At 70.2% G+C, this 20,840-nt stretch carries 10 protein-coding genes and 1 tRNA gene; all 11 read left to right on the top strand.

Annotated elements, in window-relative coordinates; all coding sequences use genetic code 11:
- Positions 1-172: 172 nt before the first annotated feature.
- The 11 genes from ACT3SP_RS16185 to ACT3SP_RS16235 all read left to right on the top strand — a co-directional run bounded on the left by ACT3SP_RS16185 (position 173) and on the right by ACT3SP_RS16235 (position 20,434).
- A tRNA-Trp gene (locus ACT3SP_RS16185) sits at positions 173-245 on the top strand.
- 62 nt (positions 246-307) lie between these two features.
- Positions 308-574 (top strand): preprotein translocase subunit SecE, encoded by a 267-nt coding sequence (gene secE, locus ACT3SP_RS16190; protein WP_444588333.1) that lies wholly within the window; start codon positions 308-310, stop codon positions 572-574.
- 76 nt (positions 575-650) lie between these two features.
- Positions 651-1,610, top strand: coding sequence for a transcription termination/antitermination protein NusG (gene nusG / locus ACT3SP_RS16195; RefSeq protein ID WP_444588334.1), 960 nt, complete (start codon positions 651-653; stop codon positions 1,608-1,610).
- Positions 1,611-1,826: 216 nt separating this feature from the next.
- Positions 1,827-2,258, top strand: a complete 432-nt coding sequence (rplK, locus tag ACT3SP_RS16200; RefSeq protein WP_444588335.1) for a 50S ribosomal protein L11 — start codon at positions 1,827-1,829, stop codon at positions 2,256-2,258.
- Positions 2,259-2,263: 5 nt separating this feature from the next.
- Positions 2,264-2,983: a 50S ribosomal protein L1 gene (gene rplA, locus ACT3SP_RS16205; protein ID WP_444588336.1), complete on the top strand. Its 720-nt coding sequence runs from the start codon at positions 2,264-2,266 to the stop codon at positions 2,981-2,983.
- 789 nt (positions 2,984-3,772) lie between these two features.
- Positions 3,773-4,291 (top strand): 50S ribosomal protein L10, encoded by a 519-nt coding sequence (rplJ, locus tag ACT3SP_RS16210; protein ID WP_444588337.1) that lies wholly within the window; start codon positions 3,773-3,775, stop codon positions 4,289-4,291.
- Between the two features lie 147 nt (positions 4,292-4,438).
- A complete protein-coding gene (gene rplL, locus ACT3SP_RS16215) occupies positions 4,439-4,828 on the top strand; it encodes a 50S ribosomal protein L7/L12 (protein ID WP_444588338.1) in 390 nt (129 codons plus the stop codon).
- Between the two features lie 275 nt (positions 4,829-5,103).
- The gene (locus tag ACT3SP_RS16220) at positions 5,104-10,554 is read left to right on the top strand and encodes a S8 family serine peptidase (protein ID WP_444588339.1); all 5,451 of its coding nucleotides are present in this window, start codon (positions 5,104-5,106) and stop codon (positions 10,552-10,554) included.
- 665 nt (positions 10,555-11,219) lie between these two features.
- The gene (rpoB, locus tag ACT3SP_RS16225; RefSeq protein WP_444588340.1) at positions 11,220-14,708 is read left to right on the top strand and encodes a DNA-directed RNA polymerase subunit beta; all 3,489 of its coding nucleotides are present in this window, start codon (positions 11,220-11,222) and stop codon (positions 14,706-14,708) included.
- Positions 14,709-14,827: 119 nt separating this feature from the next.
- On the top strand, positions 14,828-18,712 hold the full coding sequence (locus ACT3SP_RS16230; RefSeq protein WP_444588341.1) for a DNA-directed RNA polymerase subunit beta': 3,885 nt from the start codon (positions 14,828-14,830) through the stop codon (positions 18,710-18,712).
- Positions 18,713-19,159: 447 nt separating this feature from the next.
- Positions 19,160-20,434, top strand: a complete 1,275-nt coding sequence (locus ACT3SP_RS16235; protein WP_444588342.1) for a resuscitation-promoting factor — start codon at positions 19,160-19,162, stop codon at positions 20,432-20,434.
- Positions 20,435-20,840: the final 406 nt, after the last annotated feature.

Genomic DNA, 20,840 nt, shown 5'->3' on the forward strand with positions numbered 1-20,840 from the left:
AGCACGGACCTCGGCGGAGCGGGGAGGCGCCGGGCGGGTCGAACTGCGCGATGTGATCTGCCGCCTGCCGATTCGCACCATGTCCGCGCGGCTTGTATGCTGGTCGCTGGTCAGAACCGCCGGCGCCCGCCAGGGGGCCGGGGGACGACCTCATGGGGCAGGTTCCCCATGAAGGGCAGTGGCGCAATTGGTAGCGCAGCGGTCTCCAAAACCGCAGGTTGCAGGTTCGAGCCCTGTCTGCCCTGCCGGTCCGGCCGGGGTCACCCGGTCGGATGCGGATGACCTCGACGAGATCGGACAGCTCAGAGTGAACTCCAGCCAGAACGCCCCGTCGACGCCCTCGGGCGCCGACGTCCAGGGCTCCGGGTCCAAGAACCCGTTCCTGGCCATCGGTCTGTTCATCCGGCAGGTCATCGCGGAACTCCGGAAGGTGGTCGTCCCGACCCGTCGGGATCTGATCCTCTACACGATCACGGTCCTGCTGTTCGTCGTCTTCATGATCCTTCTGATCTTCGGCCTCGACGCCGTGTTCAGCTGGCTCTCCAGGATCGCCTTCACGGTCCCCGACGCGTGAGCCGCAGGCCGGCCCGCACCGCGCACCGCACCGTGACCGATCAGTTCCACGCCGCCAGGAAGGCAGGTTCCCGCCGATGAGCGACCAGACCTCTACCCCCGACGAGTCCTACCAGGACCTCGACGACTCCCTCTCCTTCTCCGCCTCCGCCGCCCCGGCCGACGCCGCGCCCCAGGGCGAGGAGGCCACCCAGGAGACGACCGAGGACGTCGTCGATCCGCTCGAGACCGTCGAGGCCCCGGAGGCCGACGCCGCCGAGGGCGACGAGGACGAGGACTCCGAGGGCGAGGGCTCCGAGGGTGCGGATACCGACGCGACCGAGTCGGCGGACGGGGCGGACGACGCGCTCGACGCCGCGACCGAGCCGGCCGACGAGGCGGATGCCGAGGGGGCAGAGGACTCCGCCGAGGGCGAGGTGCCCGCCGAGGAGGACCCGCTGGTCCAGCTCAAGATGCACCTGCGCTCCGCCCTCGGCGAGTGGTACGTCATCCACTCCTACTCCGGTCACGAGAACCGTGTGAAGACGCAGCTCGCCACGCGCACCGAGACCCAGGACATGGAGGACTACATCTTCGAGGTCCAGGTCCCCATGGAGGACGCGACCGAGGTCAAGAACGGCCAGAAGAAGATCGTCCGCCGCGTGCGCATCCCCGGCTACGTGCTCGTCCGCATGGACCTGACCACCGAGTCCTGGCGCGTCGTGCGCGACACCCCGGGAGTCACCGGATTCGTCGGCAACGCCACCGAGCCCACCCCGCTGACCTTCGACGAGATCTACTCGATGCTCTCCCCGTCCGTCGGCCTCCCCGAGAAGAAGCGCTCCTCGGGCGGCACCCCGAGCAAGCCCGCGGCCGCGCAGAAGATGCCCGACTTCAACGTCGGCGAGTCCGTCACCGTCATGGACGGACCCTTCGAGACCATGCCCGCCACCATCTCCGAGATCCACGCGGAGTCGCAGAAGGTGCAGGTGCTGGTCTCGATCTTCGGCCGCGAGACCCCCGTCGAGCTCGCCTTCGACCAGGTCGCCAAGATCTGAGTCGCCACGGCACGATCCGCTCGGCGGATCACCGGCGCCGCGCGGCACCGTCCGCGCGGATACGACCAGGATCACCCTCGATCCCGGTCGACGCCGCGGCGACGCGCAGGTAGCGTCGCATCCTGGGCCCGGGACCGCCTCGCGCGGTCGCGGGTCCCGCAGTGGGAGGAGCGCATGATGAGCTCCGCCCGGACCACACCACAGTAAGGAAGAGCAATGGCTCCCAAGAAGAAGATCGCGAGCGTCATCAAGCTCCAGATCCAGGCCGGCCAGGCCACACCTGCGCCGCCCGTGGGTCCCGCGCTCGGCGCTGCCGGCGTGAACATGATGGAGTTCGTGAAGGCCTACAACGATCGCACCGCCGATCAGCGTGGCAACATCATCCCCGTCGAGATCACGGTCTACGAGGACCGCTCGTTCACCTTCATCACGAAGACCCCGCCGGCCGCTGAGCTGATCAAGAAGGCAGCCGGTCTGCAGAAGGGCTCGGCCACTCCGCACACGGACAAGGTCGGCAAGATCACCCAGGCTCAGGTCCGCGAGATCGCGGAGACCAAGATGCCTGATCTGAACGCGAACGACATCGAGGCCGCGGCGAAGATCGTCGAGGGCACCGCTCGTTCCATGGGCATCACGGTGGAGGGCTGACGACAATGGCATTCCGTAGCAAGGCTTACAAGAACGGTGCGGCGCTGATCGAAGAGGGTCGCACGTACTCCCCGCTGGATGCGCTGCGCCTCGCGCAGAAGTCCTCCCCGGCGTCCTTCGACGCCTCTGTCGAGGTCTCGATGCGTCTCGGCGTGGACCCGCGCAAGGCCGACCAGATGGTGCGCGGCACCGTCAACCTGCCCAACGGCACCGGCAAGACCGCTCGCGTCATCGTCTTCGCGACCGGTGCGCAGGCCGAGGCCGCCCTCGAGGCCGGCGCCGACGAGGTCGGCGACGACGAGCTGATCGAGAAGGTCGCCGGCGGCTGGACCGACTTCGACGCGGCCGTGGCCACGCCGAACCTGATGGGCAAGGTCGGCAAGCTGGGCCGCGTGCTCGGTCCCCGCGGCCTCATGCCGAACCCCAAGACCGGCACCGTCACCATGGACACCGCGAAGGCCGTGTCCGACATCAAGGGCGGCAAGATCGAGTTCCGCACCGACCGTGCGGCCAACCTGCACTACATCGTCGGCAAGGTCTCCTTCACCGACCAGCAGCTGGTCGAGAACTACGTCGCCGCGCTCGACGAGATCCTGCGTCTGAAGCCGTCCTCCTCCAAGGGCCGCTACATCACCAAGATCACCGTGTCCACCACCATGGGCCCGGGCGTCCCGATCGACGTGAACCGCACGCGCAACCTCCTCGAGGACACCGACGAGGCCTGAGCCCCGTCGGCGTCCCCTCCGAGGGCGCGTCCGCGACGCCCCGTCCCTCACGTGGCGGGTCCTGGCGATCCCCGCAGCACCCTGACTCTCAGGGAGCTGCGGGGATCGTGTCGTGTCAGGAGTGGGCGGAATCTGGAGCGGGCGGAATCTGGAGCGGGCGGAATCTGGAGCGGGCAAGGGCGGTCTTCGAGGACGCGCCGGACCCGGGCACGGGGGCGGGACGTTCGGGGGCGGCCCCGTCGGCCTGTGCGTCGGGCACGCCGCGCGAATCCCCCGTTTCCGTCCGCTGGTGGGCGATATCGGGGGAATCGACGATGCCTGCCCGGCGCGCCGCTCGGCGAAGGCCTGCCCGGCGCGCCGCTCGGCGACGGCCAGCCCGGCGTGCCGCTCGGCGACGATGCCTGCCCGGCGCGCCGCTCGACGGCCTGCCCGGCGCGCCGCTCGGCGACGATGCCAGCCCGGTCTGCCGCTCGGCGACGCGGGCCGCTGACGGGATGTGATGCACGCCCCCGCTCCCGGCGTGGCGCGAGGGCCCGATGCTGGTCTACTCTGGTGCTACCGAAGACCGCCGGTCGTCGCCCTCGACCCCGAGGACGACCGAAGCACTCCCCTCCGGGGTGGCCTGCGCAGGTGAAGAAGCGATCCTCGCACGATCGTGCCCGTCCGGCCCCGGCCGGCGCTCCCCGGGAGCGGTGCTCGTGCGATCGAGGCCTCGACACTTGCGTGTCGAGGCCTTCTCCGTTGCGGGGCGCCTTCACCCGGCGGCGAGAGACCTCTGGAAGGAGGGCCATGGCGAACCCCGAAAAGGTGGACGCCGTCGCCGAGATCGCGGATCTGTTCCGCGCTTCCGACGCCGCCGTCATCACCGAGTATCGCGGGCTCAGCGTGGGGGAGCTCAGGGAGCTCCGTCGCGCGCTGGGTTCCGAGACGACCTACGCCGTGGTGAAGAACACGCTCACGGAGATCGCCGCTCGCGAGGCCGGCATCGACGTGTTCGACGGCACGCTCAGCGGGCCGACCGCCATCGCCTTCATCAAGGGTGAGCCGGTGGAGCCTGCGAAGGCTCTGCGTGACTTCGCCAAGACCCACGAGAGCCTCGTGGTCAAGTCCGGCTACTTCGAGGGCAAGCTGCTCTCGGAACAGGACGTCCAGAAGCTCGCGGACCTCGAGTCCCGCGAGGTCCTGCTGGCCAAGGCCGCCGGCGCCATGAAGGCGTCGATGTCCAAGGCCGCCGCAGTGTTTGCGGCGCCGCTGTCCAAGACGGCGCGCACCGTGGACGCGCTGCGGGCCAAGCAGGAAGCCGCCTGAGCCCTCCCGGCTCGCGGCTTCCGCACCACAGCCTCAGCGCTGTCCCCCGGCCGCTCCCCGTGGAGCGACCGGACCGCATGACCTGGCGCGCACGCGCCGCCTGACACCGCAGGGACGCAGGTCCCACCAACAGGAAGGAACGCCACCATGGCGAAGCTCAGCAACGACGAGCTCATCGAAGCTTTCAAGGAGATGTCCCTCATCGAGCTCTCCGAGTTCGTGAAGCAGTTCGAGGACGTCTTCGACGTCACCGCCGCCGCCCCCGTGGCCGTCGCCGCCGCCGGTGGCGCCGCCGCCGGTGGCGAGGCCGAGGCCGAGGAGGAGAAGGATGAGTTCGACGTCATCCTCGACTCCGCCGGCTCCGCGAAGATCGCCGTCATCAAGGAGGTGCGCGCCCTCACCTCGCTCGGTCTGAAGGAGGCGAAGGCGCTCGTCGACGAGGCCCCCAAGGCTGTCCTCGAGGGTGTCAAGAAGGACGACGCCGAGGCCGCCAAGGCGAAGCTCGAGGAGGCCGGCGCGACCATCACCGTCAAGTGATCTCCGGCGCTCGCTGCGGCGAGCGCCTCACCTGGCGGCAGTCGCACTGCTCCGGAAGGGCCGTCCCGCATCAGCGGGGCGGCCCTTCCGCATGCCCACCCGTCATCCGTTCGTGACCATCGGGTCATGAGGATCAGCTGAACGTCCGCTGGGCACTGCCTAGGATGTGAGCACCGATGCCATAGCTCACACGGGGGTTCCCTGTGCCTTCACGGCCGCTTCGTCGACTCGCCGCTCTGTCCGGCGCCCTTCTCCTCGGGACCCTCGGTCTCGGCATGTCCACGGCCGTCGCCGCGCCGGCGGCGCCCCTGCCACCGGCGGCGCCCGGCCCCGTCGAGGAGCTCCCGGGCATCGTCGACGAGATCTCCTCCGAGCCCGTGGACGTGGTCGTGCTGCTGAAGGACCAGCCCGCGAGCCTCTCGATGGCGCAGGAGTCCTCCCGCCTGCAGGCCCAGCAGCAGCTGATCGAGAGCTGGTCGGAGGAGCACGGTCTCGAGCTCGATCGGCAGTTCGCCTACCTGGTCAACGGCTTCTCCGCGACGGTCCCCGGGGACCGGCTCTCCGCGCTCTCGCTCGAGCCCGAGGTGCTGTCCGTGCGCCGCGAGCGCGTCTACGAGCGCACCGAGCACACCGCCCGCGCCCTGCAGGGCGTGCCCGCGGCGTTCGCGGACGTCGGCGTCGACGGCACCGGCATGGTCATCTCGATCATCGACTCCGGCATCGATCCCGGCCACCCCGCGCTGCGTCTGGACGACTGCTCCGCCGCCGCGATCGCCGACATCAACCCGGCACCGGATGCCGGCTTCACCTGCAAGGTGCCCGACGGGTACAACTACGCCGACGAGAACTTCGTGGTCAAGGACGGCGTGATCGACGCGCACGGCCAGCACGTCGGCGGCATCGCCGCCGCCAACGGCTCCGAGGGCGAGCAGCCCGGCGACTTCGCGGAGACGGGCGAGCTGGACGGCGTGGCCCCCAACGCCCAGCTGCTCGCGATGAAGGTGTTCTCGAACAGCGGAGGGGGCGCCACCGACTCGGACATCGTCGCGGCCATCGAGGACTCGGTGAAGCTCGACGCCGACGTCATCAACATGTCCCTCGGCTCTCCCAACGGTCTGAAGAACCCCTCCGATGCGAGCTCTCTCGCGATCGAGGCCGCGCGGGACGCGGGGGTGCTCACCGTGATCGCCGCCGGCAACGACGGCCAGAACTTCTCTGAGGGCGCGATCGACGACGACGCGGTCGGGCGCCTGGACGACGGCACCGTCGGCTCTCCGGGGACGCTGGGCTCGGCGCTCACGGTCGCCTCGCTCGACAACGCCGTGGTCACGCAGCTGATGGCCTTCGTGGACGACGACCCCGAAGGCATCCCGTACTCGCCGGCCACCGGTGAGCTCGACGACGATGCGCACCGCCTGGTCGATCTGGGAGAGGGCACCGTCGAGGAGACGGAGGGCCGGGCGCTGGACGGTGACTACGCCCTCATCGCGCGCGGCACGATCCCCTTCACCGAGAAGTACGAGAACGCGCTCGCGGCCGGCGCGGGCGGCGTGGTCGTGTACAACACCGAGGACGCCCCCTTCGGGATGGCGGGGGTCGAGGAGTTCACGCTCCCGGGCATCACGGTGACGAACTCCGTCGGCGTCGCCCTGGCGGAGCGGATCGCGGCCGGGGAGACCACTCTCCGGATCACCGACCAGGTCGAGGTGCTCGAGAGCGTGAGCGCGATGACGCCGTCCGCCTTCACCTCCTGGGGCTCGACCCCCTCGCTGGACTTCGAGCCCGAGATCGCCGGCATCGGCGGCAACGTGTACTCGACCTACAACGACGGCACCTACGGCATGAGCTCGGGCACCTCGATGGCGGCGCCCAACGTCGCCGGCATGGCCGCGCTCGTGCTCGAGCACCTGCACGAGACCCGCCCCGACGTCTCCGGCGCCGAGCGCGTGGACCTGGCCACGGTCATGCTCATGAACACCGCCCTGGTCCCGCGGGACGAGGCCACCGGGCTGCCCCCGTCCCCGCGCCAGATCGGTGCCGGGCTCGCCCAGGTCGACCGGGCCGTGGCCTCCGAGGTCATCGCCACCGTCGGCGGGCAGGGAGCGGCCGCGCTGCGGGAGATCGACGGCTCCGCCGCGTTCACGGTGACGTTGACCAACAGCGGGGACGTGGACGCCGAGTTCACGCTCCCCGAGGTCGAGCTGCTCGCCGAGACCAACGAGGCCGGCGCCGCCACCGAGGTGCGCGCCTCCGCGGGCTCCGTCACGGCGCCCACCGCGGTGACCGTGCCTGCCGGCGGCACCGCCGCGGTCGAGGTCACGGTCACCCCCGAGACCGGCGAGCCCCACTTCACCGGCGGCTGGGTGGAGCTGGAGTCCGCCACGGCCGGGCAGGTGGATCTCGCGGTGCCCTTCCTCGGCGTGGTCGGGGACTGGAACGCCGAGAGCATCATCCTGCCCGCGGGCGAGCAGCTCCCGGGCGTCGACGCGGAGTCCGGCATGATCACCCTCCTCGGTGATCAGGTGCTGCCGCTCGAGAGCGACGACTACGGGCGCTTCTGGCTCTCGCCCAACGGCGACGGGGACATGGACGTGGTCGCTCCCGAGCTGCTGGTGGCGCGCAACGCCTCCGACATCCGCTACCAGATCCTCGCCGAGGACGGCACCGAGATCCTCACCCTCGGCGAGGAGCAGGGCGTCTTCCGCACCCTGCTCAGCGACTACCTCGCGGCGCCCGATCCCGCCCAGCTGCTGTGGGGCGGCTACACCTTCGACGGCACGGTCTACGATCCGCAGGCCGCGGAGTTCGCCGCGCTGCCCGACGGCGAGTACCTCTACCGCGTCAGCACCCGCCTCAGCGAGGACGAGGACTGGCAGCGGCTCGACTTTGCCGTCGGCGTCGACGCCACCGCGCCGGTGATCGAGTTCGGCGAGTACGACGACGGCCTGCTGACCTTCACGGTCCTCGAGGAGGGCTCCGGCCTGTTCGCCCCGCCGCAGGCCGCGGACGCCTCCGGCGAGGAGCTCGCGGTGACGGAGGTGGACGGCACCTACGCGGTGCAGGTCGACCGCGACCGGGCCGGATTCGTGACGGTCTCCGCCGTGGACCGCGGCTTCACCCTCGGCACGGCGACCCATGTGTTCGGAGCCGCGTCGCTGCTGGTCGCGGGCGCCTCGCAGATGCACGAGCAGGTCATCGGCCCGGACTTCCCGCTGATCGAGGACAGCGAGCTGAGCATCGGCGGCTACGCCTCCGGGGACATCGTCGAGGTCCGGGTCGGCGATCGGTCGGGCACGATCGAGAACGGCCGCTTCGCGCTGCGGGTCCCGCTCGCCGAAGGGCTCCAGGAGCTCGTCGTCGAGGGCCTCGACGGCGCCGGAGAGGTCGTGGCCTCCGAGGCGATCTCCCTGATCCACGACTCGATCCCGCCCGAGCTCGCGGTCGACGAACCGGCCACCGGCGAGGACGGGGGCGTCCTGCTCGAGGAGGACGGCCGCATCACCCTCACCGGCACGGTCACCGACGAGCGAGAGGGCGCCGAGCTCGCCGTCGCCGCGGGGGAGACGACGGCCGACGTCGGTGCGGACGGCTCCTTCGAGGTCACCGTGACCCCGGAGGAGGACGCGGCCGCGTTCACGCTCAGCGCCACCGACGGCGTGAACACCGTCGCGCGGACGTTCGCGATCTCCGGGCGCGCGCCGTCCCCCGTGTGGGCCCTGCCCGAGATCCTCAACGCGGACTGCGTGCTGGATTCCGCGGCCTGCTTCGTCCCGGGCGGCACCCCGGACGTCGACGCCGCCGGGAGCGTGTTCACGCTCCGCGGCGAGTACCCGGCCGGCGGCAGCATCACCCTCACCCCGGGCGGCCGGGTCGGCGAGGACGGCCGGTACGGCGACCCGGCGCCGATCCGGGCACGGATCGGCGAGGACGGCGCCTTCACCGCCGATCTTCCGATGACCACCGGGGAGAACCACTTCCGGATGGTGATCGAGGACGCCGAGGGGCGGGTCCGCTACGACCGCGGGGTCCGCTTCCACTTCGACGTCACCGCCCCGACCCTGCAGATCGACGAACCCACGCTGGTGGGCGGGACGCTGTACGCGAGCACCCCGCGGATCACCGTGGCGGGCACCGCCTCCGATGACGGCTGGGGATACACCTTCGCGCTCAACGGATCCACCGTCGTCGAACGGTTCGACCTCGGCAGCCCGGGGGAGGGCTCCAACCTCCGCGAGTTCTCCACCGAGATCTCGGTGGCCGACGGCGACACCCTGCTGGTCCAGTTCGCCGACTCGAACGGCAACGTCCTCATGGGACTGATCCCCGTGGTCCTCGACCAGGAGGTCCCCCGCGTCGACATCGCGAACCTGACCCGGGGCGAGGTCGTCGACGACGGCCGCGAGATCGAGATCATCGCGTCCGACGGGAACCTGGCGGGCCTGCAGGTGCTGCTCGACGACGAGGTGGTCCACGACGAGGTCACCGATCTCGCCACCCAGGAGCACGCGCTCGAGGAGGCGCTGCAGGACCTCCGCGACCTCGGATCCGAGGGCGACGAACCCGGAGCCGACGGCGTCGAGGCCGATGCCGCGGCGGAGCAGGAGATCGCCTCCTTCGGCGCGAGGACCACCGCCGTGCAGGGCTCGCTCTCCGCGCGGGTGCCGACGGCGCACCTCGCCGAGGGCGCCCACTCCCTCACGGTGGTGACGAGCGATCTGGCAGGCCATCGCACGACCGAGGAGATCGCCTTCCGGGTCGCCGCCCCCGCGGCCGAGATCGGCATCTCCGGCCCCGAGGGGGTCGGGATCAGCATCCATCGCGAGGAGCTCGCCGACCAGGACGGCCTCGCGCGGACCGTGCTCGAGCAGTACGAGCCGACGCTCGACGGCGATGCGGCCGCGGCGGCGGAGGCCGGGCTGTCCCTGCGCCTCGCGCCGGGGTCCATGCTGGTCGAGGGCGAGCAGCAGGTGACCCTTCTGGCGACGGACGCCGACGGTGACGTGCTGCCGGACGCCGGGGGCGGTGCTGTCGAGCTGTCGATCACGGTGTCCCTCGCCCTCGAGACGGTCACGCTCACCGACGGGGAGGTCACCGCGACCGCCACCTTCCGCAGCGACGACTCGCTGGCGGCGAGCATCGGGGAGGCCGACGACGGCCTGGGCCGGGTGCTGACCCTCGCCAACGCGTACGTCGCGCTCCCCGCCGCGATCACCGCGCCCGGCGCCGAGGGGGAGAGGGTGGTGCGGCTGCTCGCGGACGGCACCCGTCTGCCCGTCGGGGCGACGTGGAGCGACGGGGTGCTGAGCTTCTCCGGCCCGTCCCGGGGCACGTACCTGATCCTTCCGGCGGCGGCGCCGGGAGGGGACGAGGACGGTGAGGACGACGAGGGCGGCGAGGACGGCGCAGGTGGTGGAGGCGCCGGCGGCGGCGACGGGAGCGGGAGTGCTGACGGCGGTGACGGCCCCGGTGACGGCGGCGACTCGGGCGACACGGACGGCGGCGCCGGCGGCGGGGCGGGCGACGGGACGGACGGCGGCGGGCCGGACAGCGACCCCGGTGGCGACTCCGGCCCCGCGCCGGGCCGCGATGCCGGCCGCGGCGACGGCTCCGCGGCCGGGAGCGGCGGGCCCCTCGCCCGCACCGGCGCCGAGCTGCTGGTCCCGCTCGTCGCGGCGGCGCTGATGCTGGGCGGCGGCGCGCTGCTGGTCCTGCGTCGGCGGGACTGAGCGTCCGACGGAGGGGACCTCGCGCTCCGCGGGGGAGGGAGGTCGCGCGCACGAGGGGTGCGGACCCACGGGGAGCGAGACCGCGAGCGCCCGCCCCGGCGAGGTCCCGCATCCGTCGGCCCTCCGGCGCGGTGACCGAGATCATGCGAGGTCATGGCGGGCCGCCTCGGCGAGCAGGGAGGCGGCCCGCACGGGACGGCCCACCGCCGTGAGGACGGGGCGGCGGCCGGGGGACCGCAGGGCACGAGCGCGACCGCGGAGCGCGCGCTCTGCGGGGTGTCGCCCTGGAAAGCACCTCTGACGAGCGGCGACACTCCGGGCGAACCCGCCGCTGCTTGACTCCGCAGGATTTTCCCTCCATGCTTTTTCCCGTACGGAGCTGTTCCTGCCGCACGCTCCCGGTGTGATGAGACCACCGGGACGGTCGAGCCAGACGGGCAGGAAGCACCGGCAGAACCCCCGCGCCAGGCATATAGCGGCCGACGCGGATGGACCGGTCGCGTCGCGACGCTTGCGTCCATCCGCGATCTTGTCTATGCTCGGTCCTTGCGCTGTGCGTCTCCCGTCGGTTCTGCTGCCTCTGTACACCACATTGTCTGCTCCACCGCCCTGACGGGTGTTCGCCGCGCCTGGGATTCCGTCATCGGCCTGTGGAAGGACCCCCCTTGGCTGCCTCGAGCACCGATCGCACCACTGACATCGCACTTCGTACCGCCTCCCCTCGCGTCACCTTCGCGAAGCTCGGCGACCCGATCGAGGTCCCGGATCTGCTGAGTCTGCAGACCACCTCGTTCGACTGGTTGCTGGGCAACGAGCGCTGGCAGGAGCGGGCCGCTGAGGCCTCCGCCGCCGGTCGCGAGGACGTCCCCCAGACCTCCGGTCTCGCGGACATCCTCGAGGAGATCTCCCCGATCGAGGACTTCGCCGGCAACATGTCGCTGTCCTTCCGCGATCACACCTTCGACGACCCGAAGTACACGGTCGACGAGTGCAAGGAGAAGGACCTCACCTACGCCGCTCCGCTGTACGTCATCGCGGAGTTCATGAACAACGAGACCGGTGAGATCAAGACCCAGACGGTCTTCATGGGCGAGTTCCCGCTCATGACCGAGAAGGGCACGTTCATCATCAACGGCACCGAGCGTGTCGTCGTCTCGCAGCTGGTCCGCTCCCCGGGCGTGTACTTCGAGGAGTCCATCGACAAGACCAGCGACAAGCACATCTTCTCCGCGAAGGTCATCCCCTCGCGCGGAGCCTGGCTCGAGTTCGAGGTCGACAAGCGCGACCAGGTCGGCGTGCGCATCGACCGCAAGCGCAAGCAGTCGGTCACCACGCTGCTGCAGGCCCTGGGCATGTCCCACAGCGACATCCTCGAGGAGTTCGGCGAGTTCGAGTCGATGCGCTCCACGCTCGAGAAGGACCGCATCTCCTCCCCGGACGAGGCGCTCATCGACATCTACCGCAAGCAGCGGCCGGGCGAGCCGCCCACGCGCGATGCGGGCGAGGCGATGCTGAACAACCTCTACTTCAACGCCAAGCGCTACGACCTCGCCAAGGTCGGCCGCTACAAGATCGGCAAGAAGCTCGGCCTCGAGGGCAGCCTCTCCGAGTCGACCCTGCGCCTGCAGGACATCGTCGCGGCCATCAAGTACATCGTCGCCCTGCACGACGGCGTCAGCGAGTACACGAGCAAGGACGGCCGTCCCGTCCGCGTCGAGACCGATGACATCGACCACTTCGGCAACCGTCGCATCCGCGCGGTGGGCGAGCTGATCCAGAACCAGGTGCGCACGGGCCTGTCCCGCATGGAGCGCGTCGTCCGCGAGCGCATGACCACCCAGGACGTCGAGGCGATCACGCCGCTGACCCTGATCAACATCCGTCCGGTCACCGCGGCGATCAAGGAGTTCTTCGGAACCTCCCAGCTCTCGCAGTTCATGGACCAGAACAACCCGCTGTCGGGCCTGACCCACAAGCGGCGTCTGTCGGCGCTCGGCCCGGGCGGACTCTCCCGCGACCGCGCCGGCATGGAGGTCCGTGACGTCCACCCGTCGCACTACGGCCGCATGTGCCCGATCGAGACCCCGGAGGGTCCGAACATCGGCCTGATCGGCTCGCTGGCGACCTTCGCCCGCATCAACCCCTTCGGATTCGTCGAGACCCCGTACCGCAAGGTGGTCGACGGCCACGTCACCGACGAGGTCGTCTACCTCACCGCGGATGACGAGGACCGGCACATCATCGCGCAGGCCAACGCCAAGATCGACGAGGAGGGCCGCTTCCTCGAGGAGGAGGTCCTGGTGCGTCTGGCCGGCGGCGAGCCGGACCTGGTCGCCGTCGAGGACGTCGACTACATGGACGTCTCCGCCCGTCAGATGGTCTCCGTGGCCACCGCGATGATCCCCTTCCTCGAGCACGACGACGCCAACCGTGCGCTCATGGGCTCGAACATGCAGCGGCAGGCCGTCCCGCTGCTGCGCTCCGAGATGCCGCTGGTCGGCACCGGCATGGAGCGTCGCGCCGCGGTCGACGCGGGCGACGTGGTCGTCGCGGAGAAGGGCGGCGTCATCGAGGAGCTGTCCGCCGACCTCATCGTGGTGATGGCCGACGACGGCACCCGTCAGACCTACCCGATCGGGAAGTTCGAGCGCTCCAACGCGGGCAACTCCTACAACCAGCGCGTGCTGTTCGACGAGGGCGACCGCGTCGAGGCGGGGTCGATCCTGGCTGACGGCCCCTCGACCGATCAGGGTGAGCTGTCCATCGGCAAGAACCTTCTGGTCGCGTTCATGTCGTGGGAGGGCCACAACTACGAGGACGGCATCATCCTGTCCTCGCGGATGGTCCAGGACGACGTCCTCACCTCGATCCACATCGAGGAGCACGAGGTCGACGCGCGCGACACCAAGCTGGGCAAGGAGGAGATCACGCGGGACATCCCGAACGTCGGCGACGACGTGCTGGCCGATCTCGACGAGCGCGGCATCATCCGCATCGGCGCCGAGGTCGAGCCGGGCGACATCCTGGTCGGCAAGGTCACCCCGAAGGGCGAGACCGAGCTGACCCCGGAGGAGCGCCTGCTGCGCGCCATCTTCGGCGAGAAGGCCCGCGAGGTGCGCGACACCTCGCTGCGCGTCCCCCACGGCGAGTCCGGCACCGTCATCGGCGTGCAGGTCTTCAACGACGACGAGGACGGGGACATCCTCCCCACCGGCGTCAACGAGATGGTCCGCGTCTACGTGGCCCAGAAGCGCAAGATCACCGACGGCGACAAGCTCGCCGGCCGTCACGGCAACAAGGGCGTCATCGCCAAGATCCTGCCGGTCGAGGACATGCCGTTCCTCGAGGACGGCACCCCGGTGGACATCATCCTGAACCCGATGGGCGTGCCCGGTCGTATGAACATCGGCCAGGTCATGGAGACCCACCTGGGCTGGGTGGCCAAGGCCGGCTGGGACCTGGACGCCGCGGACGCGGCGGCCGCGGACCTGCCCGAGGCGGCCCTGCACGGTGAGCCCGGCACCCCGGTCGCGGTCCCCGTCTTCGACGGCCTCACCGCCGACGAGGTCACCGGCCTGATCGCCAATCACCGTCCGAACCGGGACGGCGAGCGGATGGTCAAGGAGAACGGCAAGGCGCGCCTGTTCGACGGCCGCTCCGGCGAGCCGTTCCCGGATCCGATCTCCGTGGGCTACATGTACATGCTGAAGCTCCACCACCTGGTGGACGACAAGCTGCACGCCCGCTCGACCGGTCCGTACTCGATGATCACGCAGCAGCCCCTGGGCGGCAAGGCACAGTTCGGCGGCCAGCGCTTCGGCGAGATGGAGGTGTGGGCGCTCGAGGCCTACGGCGCCGCGTACGCCCTGCAGGAGCTGCTGACGATCAAGTCCGACGACATCGCCGGCCGCGTCAAGGTCTACGAGGCGATCGTCAAGGGCGAGAACATCCCCGAGCCCGGGATCCCCGAGTCCTTCCGCGTGCTGCTCAAGGAGATGCAGTCGCTCTGCCTGAACGTGGAGGTGCTGTCCAGCGACGGCACCGCCCAGGAGGTCCAGGAGAACGACGAGGAGGTCTTCCGCGCCGCGGAGGAGCTCGGCATCGACCTGTCCCGCCGGCCCCACGAGGGCGTCGGCTCCATCGAAGAGGTCTGACGGACGGGGGACCGGGACGATGCCCGTCCGCGCAGCAGCGCTGACCATCGCCGTCCCGGCCCCGCCCTCGACCCCCGTTCCCTCAGACACCACGACTTCCGATCGAGAGAAGGACACCTGTGCTCGACGTCAACACCTTCGATGAGCTGCGCATCGGTCTCGCCACTGCCGATGACATCCGCGGCTGGTCCCACGGCGAGGTCAAGAAGCCCGAGACCATCAACTACCGCACCCTGAAGCCCGAGATGGACGGCCTGTTCTGCGAGCGCATCTTCGGCCCCACCCGGGACTGGGAGTGCTACTGCGGCAAGTACAAGCGCGTCCGCTTCAAGGGCATCGTCTGCGAGCGCTGCGGCGTGGAGGTCACCAAGTCCTCCGTGCGCCGTGAGCGCATGGGTCACGTGGAGCTCGCCGCCCCCGTCACCCACATCTGGTACTTCAAGGGCGTCCCGAGCCGCCTGGGCTACCTGCTGGATCTCGCGCCGAAGGATCTCGAGAAGATCATCTACTTCGCCGCGTACATGATCACGGCGGTGGACGAGCAGGCCCGTCACGACGACATGCCCGACCTGCAGGCGCGCTTCGACCTCGAGGTCAAGGAGCTCGAGAACGAGCGCGACGCCGCGATCAACCAGCGCGCGCTGTCCGCGGAGAAGGACCTCGCCCAGCTCGAGGAGGAGGGCGCCAAGGCCGACGCGAAGCGCAAGGTCCGCGACTCCGGCGAGCGCGAGCAGGCGCAGATCCGCAAGAAGTACGACGCCGAGATCGACCGCATCACCCGCGTGTGGGAGCGCTTCAAGTCCCTCAAGGTCGCCGACCTCGAGGGCGACGAGCAGCTCTACCGCGCGATGAAGCTGCGCTACGGCACCTACTTCGAGGGCGGCATGGGCGCCGAGGCGATCCAGCGTCGGCTCCAGGACTTCGACCTCGAGGCCGAGGCGGTCTCGCTGCGCGAGATCATCGCCACCGGCAAGGGCCAGAAGAAGGCCCGCGCCCTCAAGCGCCTCAAGGTCGTCTCCGCGTTCCTGTCCACCACCAACTCGCCCGTCGGCATGGTGCTGGACGCCGTCCCGGTGATCCCCCCGGACCTGCGCCCGATGGTGCAGCTGGACGGCGGCCGCTTCGCGACCTCCGACCTCAACGACCTGTACCGTCGCGTGATCAACCGCAACAACCGCCTCAAGCGGCTGCTGGACCTCGGTGCCCCCGAGATCATCGTGAACAACGAGAAGCGCATGCTGCAGGAGTCGGTCGACTCGCTGTTCGACAACGGCCGTCGCGGCCGTCCGGTCACCGGCCCGGGCAACCGCCCGCTGAAGTCGCTCTCCGACATGCTCAAGGGCAAGCAGGGCCGCTTCCGCCAGAACCTGCTGGGCAAGCGCGTGGACTACTCCGCCCGCTCCGTCATCGTCAACGGCCCGCAGCTCCGGCTGCACCAGTGCGGTCTGCCCAAGGGGATGGCGCTCGAGCTGTTCAAGCCCTTCGTGATGAAGCGCCTGGTCGAGCTCAGCCACGCCCAGAACGTCAAGGCCGCCAAGCGGATGGTCGAGCGTGCGCGTCCCGAGGTGTGGGACGTCCTCGAAGAGGTCATCACCGAGCACCCGGTGCTGCTGAACCGTGCGCCCACCCTGCACCGTCTGGGCATCCAGGCCTTCGAGCCGCAGCTGGTGGAGGGCAAGGCCATCCACCTGCACCCGCTGGTCTGCGCCGCGTTCAACGCGGACTTCGACGGCGACCAGATGGCCGTGCACCTGCCGCTCTCGGCAGAGGCGCAGGCCGAGGCGCGCATCCTGATGCTGTCCAGCAACAACATCCTCAAGCCCTCCGACGGTCGCCCCGTGACCATGCCCGCCCAGGACATGATCATCGGCCTGTACCACATCACCACGGTGCGCGAGGACGTCGCGGGCGCCGGTCGCTCCTTCGCCTCCGAGGCGGAGGCGATCATGGCCTTCGACCGCGGTGACCTGCACCTGAACGCGCCGGTCTCCATCCGCTTCACGGACGTCGTCCCGCCGAGCGACTGGGAGGCCCCCGAGGGCTGGACCGAGGGCGATCCGATCGTCCTGACCACCACCCTGGGTGCCGTGCACTTCAACGAGACGCTGCCGGTGGACTTCCCGTTCGTGCAGGGCCAGGTCGGCAAGAAGCGTCTGGGCGGCATCGTCAACGCCCTCGCCGAGCGCTACGACAAGGGTCAGGTCGCCGCGTCGCTCGACGCGCTGAAGGCCTACGGCTTCGCCTGGTCCACGCGCTCGGGTGCGTCCTTCGCGCTGTCCGACGTGGTGACCCCGCCGAGCAAGCCCGAGATCATCGCCAAGTACGAGGCGAAGGCCGCCCAGGTCCAGGAGAACCGTGACCTCGGTCTGGTCTCCGAGACCGAGCGCAACATGGAGCTGATCGACATCTGGACCGAGGCGACCAACGAGGTCGACCAGGCGATGCGGGAGAACTTCGAGTCGACCAACACCATCTACCGGATGGTGGACTCGGGCGCCCGCGGCAACTGGATGCAGATCCGCCAGATCGCCGGCATGCGCGGCCTGGTGAACAACCCCAAGGGCGAGATCATCCCGCGTCCGATCCTCTCCAACTACAAGGAGGGGCTCTCGGTCCTGGAGTACTTCATCGCCTCGCACGGCTCGCGCAAGGGCCTGGCGGACACGGCGCTGAAGACCGCGCAGTCCGGCTACCTGACCCGTCGTCTGGTCGACGTCTCGCAGGACGTCATCGTCCGCGAGGACGACTGCGGCACCACCAAGGGACTGGTCCTGCCGATCGCGGTCGAGGAGGCCGGCGTGCTGCGCCCCCACGAGCACGCGGAGTCCACGGTCTACGGTCGTGTCCTGGCCACCGCGGCCACCGGTGCCGACGGCACCGAGGCCGCGCCGGCCGGCACCGAGCTCGGCGACGTGGTCATCGAGCAGCTCGTCGAGGCCGGCGTGCGCGAGGCGAAGATCCGCTCCGTGCTCACCTGCGACTCGGCGGTGGGCACCTGTGCCCAGTGCTACGGCCGCTCGCTCGCGACCGGCCAGCTGGTCGACATCGGCGAGGCCGTCGGCATCGTCGCGGCCCAGTCCATCGGTGAGCCCGGGACCCAGCTGACCATGCGTACCTTCCACTCCGGCGGTGTGGCCAGCGCCGACGGCGACATCACCCACGGTCTGCCGCGTGTGCAGGAGCTCTTCGAGGCCCGCACCCCGGCCGGCTTCGCCCCGATCTCCGAGTTCGCCGGTCGCGCGGAGATCGAGGAGAACGACAAGCAGCGTCGGATCACGGTCACCCCGGACGACGGCTCGGACCCGGTCTCCTACACCGTCTCCAAGCGCGTGACCCTGCTGATCGCCGACGGCGATCACATCGACGTCGGTCAGCAGCTCACGCAGGGCTCGGTCGATCCGAAGCAGGTGCTGCGCATCCTCGGCCCCCGGGCCGTGCAGCAGCACCTGGTGGACGAGGTCCAGAAGGTGTACATCAGCCAGGGTGTGGACATCCACGCCAAGCACATCGAGGTCATCGTGCGGCAGATGCTGCGTCGCGTGACCGTCATCGAGTCCGGTGACACCGATCTGCTGCCCGGCGACTTCGCCGAGCGGGTCACCTTCGAGCGGGAGAACCGTCGCGTCCTCTCCGAGGGCGGACAGCCCGCCTCGGGCCGTCCGGAGCTGATGGGCATCACCAAGGCGTCGCTCGCGACCGAGTCGTGGCTCTCGGCAGCCTCCTTCCAGGAGACCACCCGAGTGCTCACCGAGGCCGCCCTGAACCGCAAGAGCGACCAGCTCATGGGGCTCAAGGAGAACGTCATCATCGGCAAGCTCATCCCCGCGGGCACCGGCCTGTCGCGGTTCCGCCACATCGCGGTCGAGCCCACCGAGGAGGCCAAGGCGCAGATGTACCAGGTGCCCGGCTACGACGAGCTGGACTTCTCCGGCTTCGGCCAGACCGGTGCCGTCAACCTCGACGACATCGACTACGCTGATCCGTTCCGCACCGACTTCCGCTGAGTCGGCGCGACCCTCCGCCGCGGGGCGGTCCCACCATCATGGTGGGGCCGCCCCGCGGCGTCGTGCCGGGGCGGTGACGGCGGGAGCGCACGCCGTGGTGGGAGCGCCAGGGGGGGGAGCGGACGCGCAGCGTCGTGGGGGAGTGGCCGCTGTGGTCCAGGTCGCCCCGCGGCCCCCTGCGCGGCCCGCGGGGGTGACCTGCCCGACGCCGAGGTTCACGAGAGGGTAAAGACCTCCTGGGCGGTTCCTCAAACTCTGCCCCTGCCCCTTACGGATCCGGCCGATGCGGGAAACCATGGATCCTGGCAGTTCCCTCGTGACCATTCCTGCGGCCCCGCTCCTCGGGGCCGCGCGCGTGTCGGAGCTGCAGATCCCGCCGAGCGGGATCCCATGCTCAGGGAACGACACGTCATCGCCGCGCGTGCGCGGCAGGAACAGGGTGGAACAGTGAAGAAGACTCCGTGGATCGTCGGGGCCGCGACCGTGTGCGTCGTCGCCGTCGGAGGCGGCGGCACCGCCTTCGCCATGTCGAGCGAGGCCCAGATCTCCCGGTACGGCGAGGAGTCCTCCGTCCGCACCTTCTCCCAGACCACCGTCGGTGACCTGCTCGCCGCCGAGGGCATCGAGGTCAAGGACACCGACCTCGTGCTGCCGGGACTCGAGGAGACCGTCACCGACGGCATGGACATCCAGGTCATCCAGCGCACCCCGGTGACCGTGACCGTCGACGGCGAGGAGCAGGAGCTGCTCACCACCGGTGACACCGTCGCCGACGCCCTCGACGAGGCCGAGTACGCGGCCGACGGCGCCGCGATCACGCCTGCCCCCGAGACCACCCTGGCGGACGCCGAGGGCGAGGTCGAGGTCATCACCCGCAAGACCGTCACCTTCGTGGGCCAGTACGGCGAGGACACCTTCGAGGTGACCGCGCTGACCGTCGGCGAGGCGATGGAGAAGGTGCTCGGCAACATCGAGGACACCGACGAGGCCGACGTCCCGCGGGACACCCTGCTCGAGGACGGCGCGACCCACACCGTCGAGCGCATCCGCGAGAAGGAGCGCACCGAGACCGAGAAGATCCCGTTCGAGACCAAGACCGTCGAGGACGACTCGCTCTACGAGGGCACCACGAAGACCACCACCGAGGGCAAGGCCGGCGAGAAGGAGAAGGTGTTCACCGAGACCGTCGTCGACGGCGAGGTCACCGAGTCCGAGCTGGTCTCCGAGGACGTCGTGACCGAGCCGGTCACCGAGGTCGTCGCCAAGGGCACCAAGGTCAAGCCGGCCCCGGAGCCCGAGCCGGAGACCTCCTCGGCCGAGGAGTCCTCCTCCTCGAGCTCCTCGAGCGAGTCGTCCTCCTCGTCCTCCTCGGGCGAGAAGCGTTCGAGCGACACCAAGTCCAACCGCAGCTCCGAGCGCAGCGAGTCCGAGGAGTCCTCGGGCGACTCCGGTGCCTCGGCCCCGTCGGTCTCCGACGGCTCCGTGTGGGACCGCCTGGCCCAGTGCGAGTCCGGCGGCGACTGGTCCATCAACACCGGCAACGGCTTCTCCGGCGGGCTGCAGTTCACCAAGTCCACCTGGCTCGGCTTCGGCGGCGGCAAGTACGCCCCGGTCGCGCACCAGGCCACCCGCGAGCAGCAGATCGACATCGCCAAGAAGGTCCAGGCCGGTCAGGGCTGGGGCGCCTGGCCCTCCTGCACCTCCCAGCTCGGCATCCGCTGACCTCAGCCCCGCTGACCGCACGGTCACCACGTGACGACGAGCGCGCCGCAGATCCTGCGGCGCGCTCGTCGCGTCCCTACCCCTCCGTCGGGGCGCCGGCGCGTCGCGCGGTGCGCGTCGTCATGTGATCTGCGTCGGAACACGGGGGAAGCTTTGACCGCGTACGGCGCATCTCAGTAGACTGCAGGTGCGTCCGGAGTGCCCTCTGGTCGTGACCCGGGACTGACCCGCCGCCCCTCGGGGCCGGCGGGGGGTGTCCCCCGCGAGGAGCGGATCCTTGCGGCGTGCCCGAATACGGGAACGACGGCCCCGCCCGGCCGTCCGACCGCGGGCACCGATCACGGTCCTCCAGGACGCCCGTCCGGCGCCATCGCCTGACGGGCGGGTCGATCCGCCGACGTTCCCG

It is taken from the genome of Brachybacterium sp. AOP43-C2-M15, assembly GCF_052446295.1.
In the GTDB taxonomy this organism is placed as follows: Bacteria; Actinomycetota; Actinomycetes; order Actinomycetales; family Dermabacteraceae; genus Brachybacterium.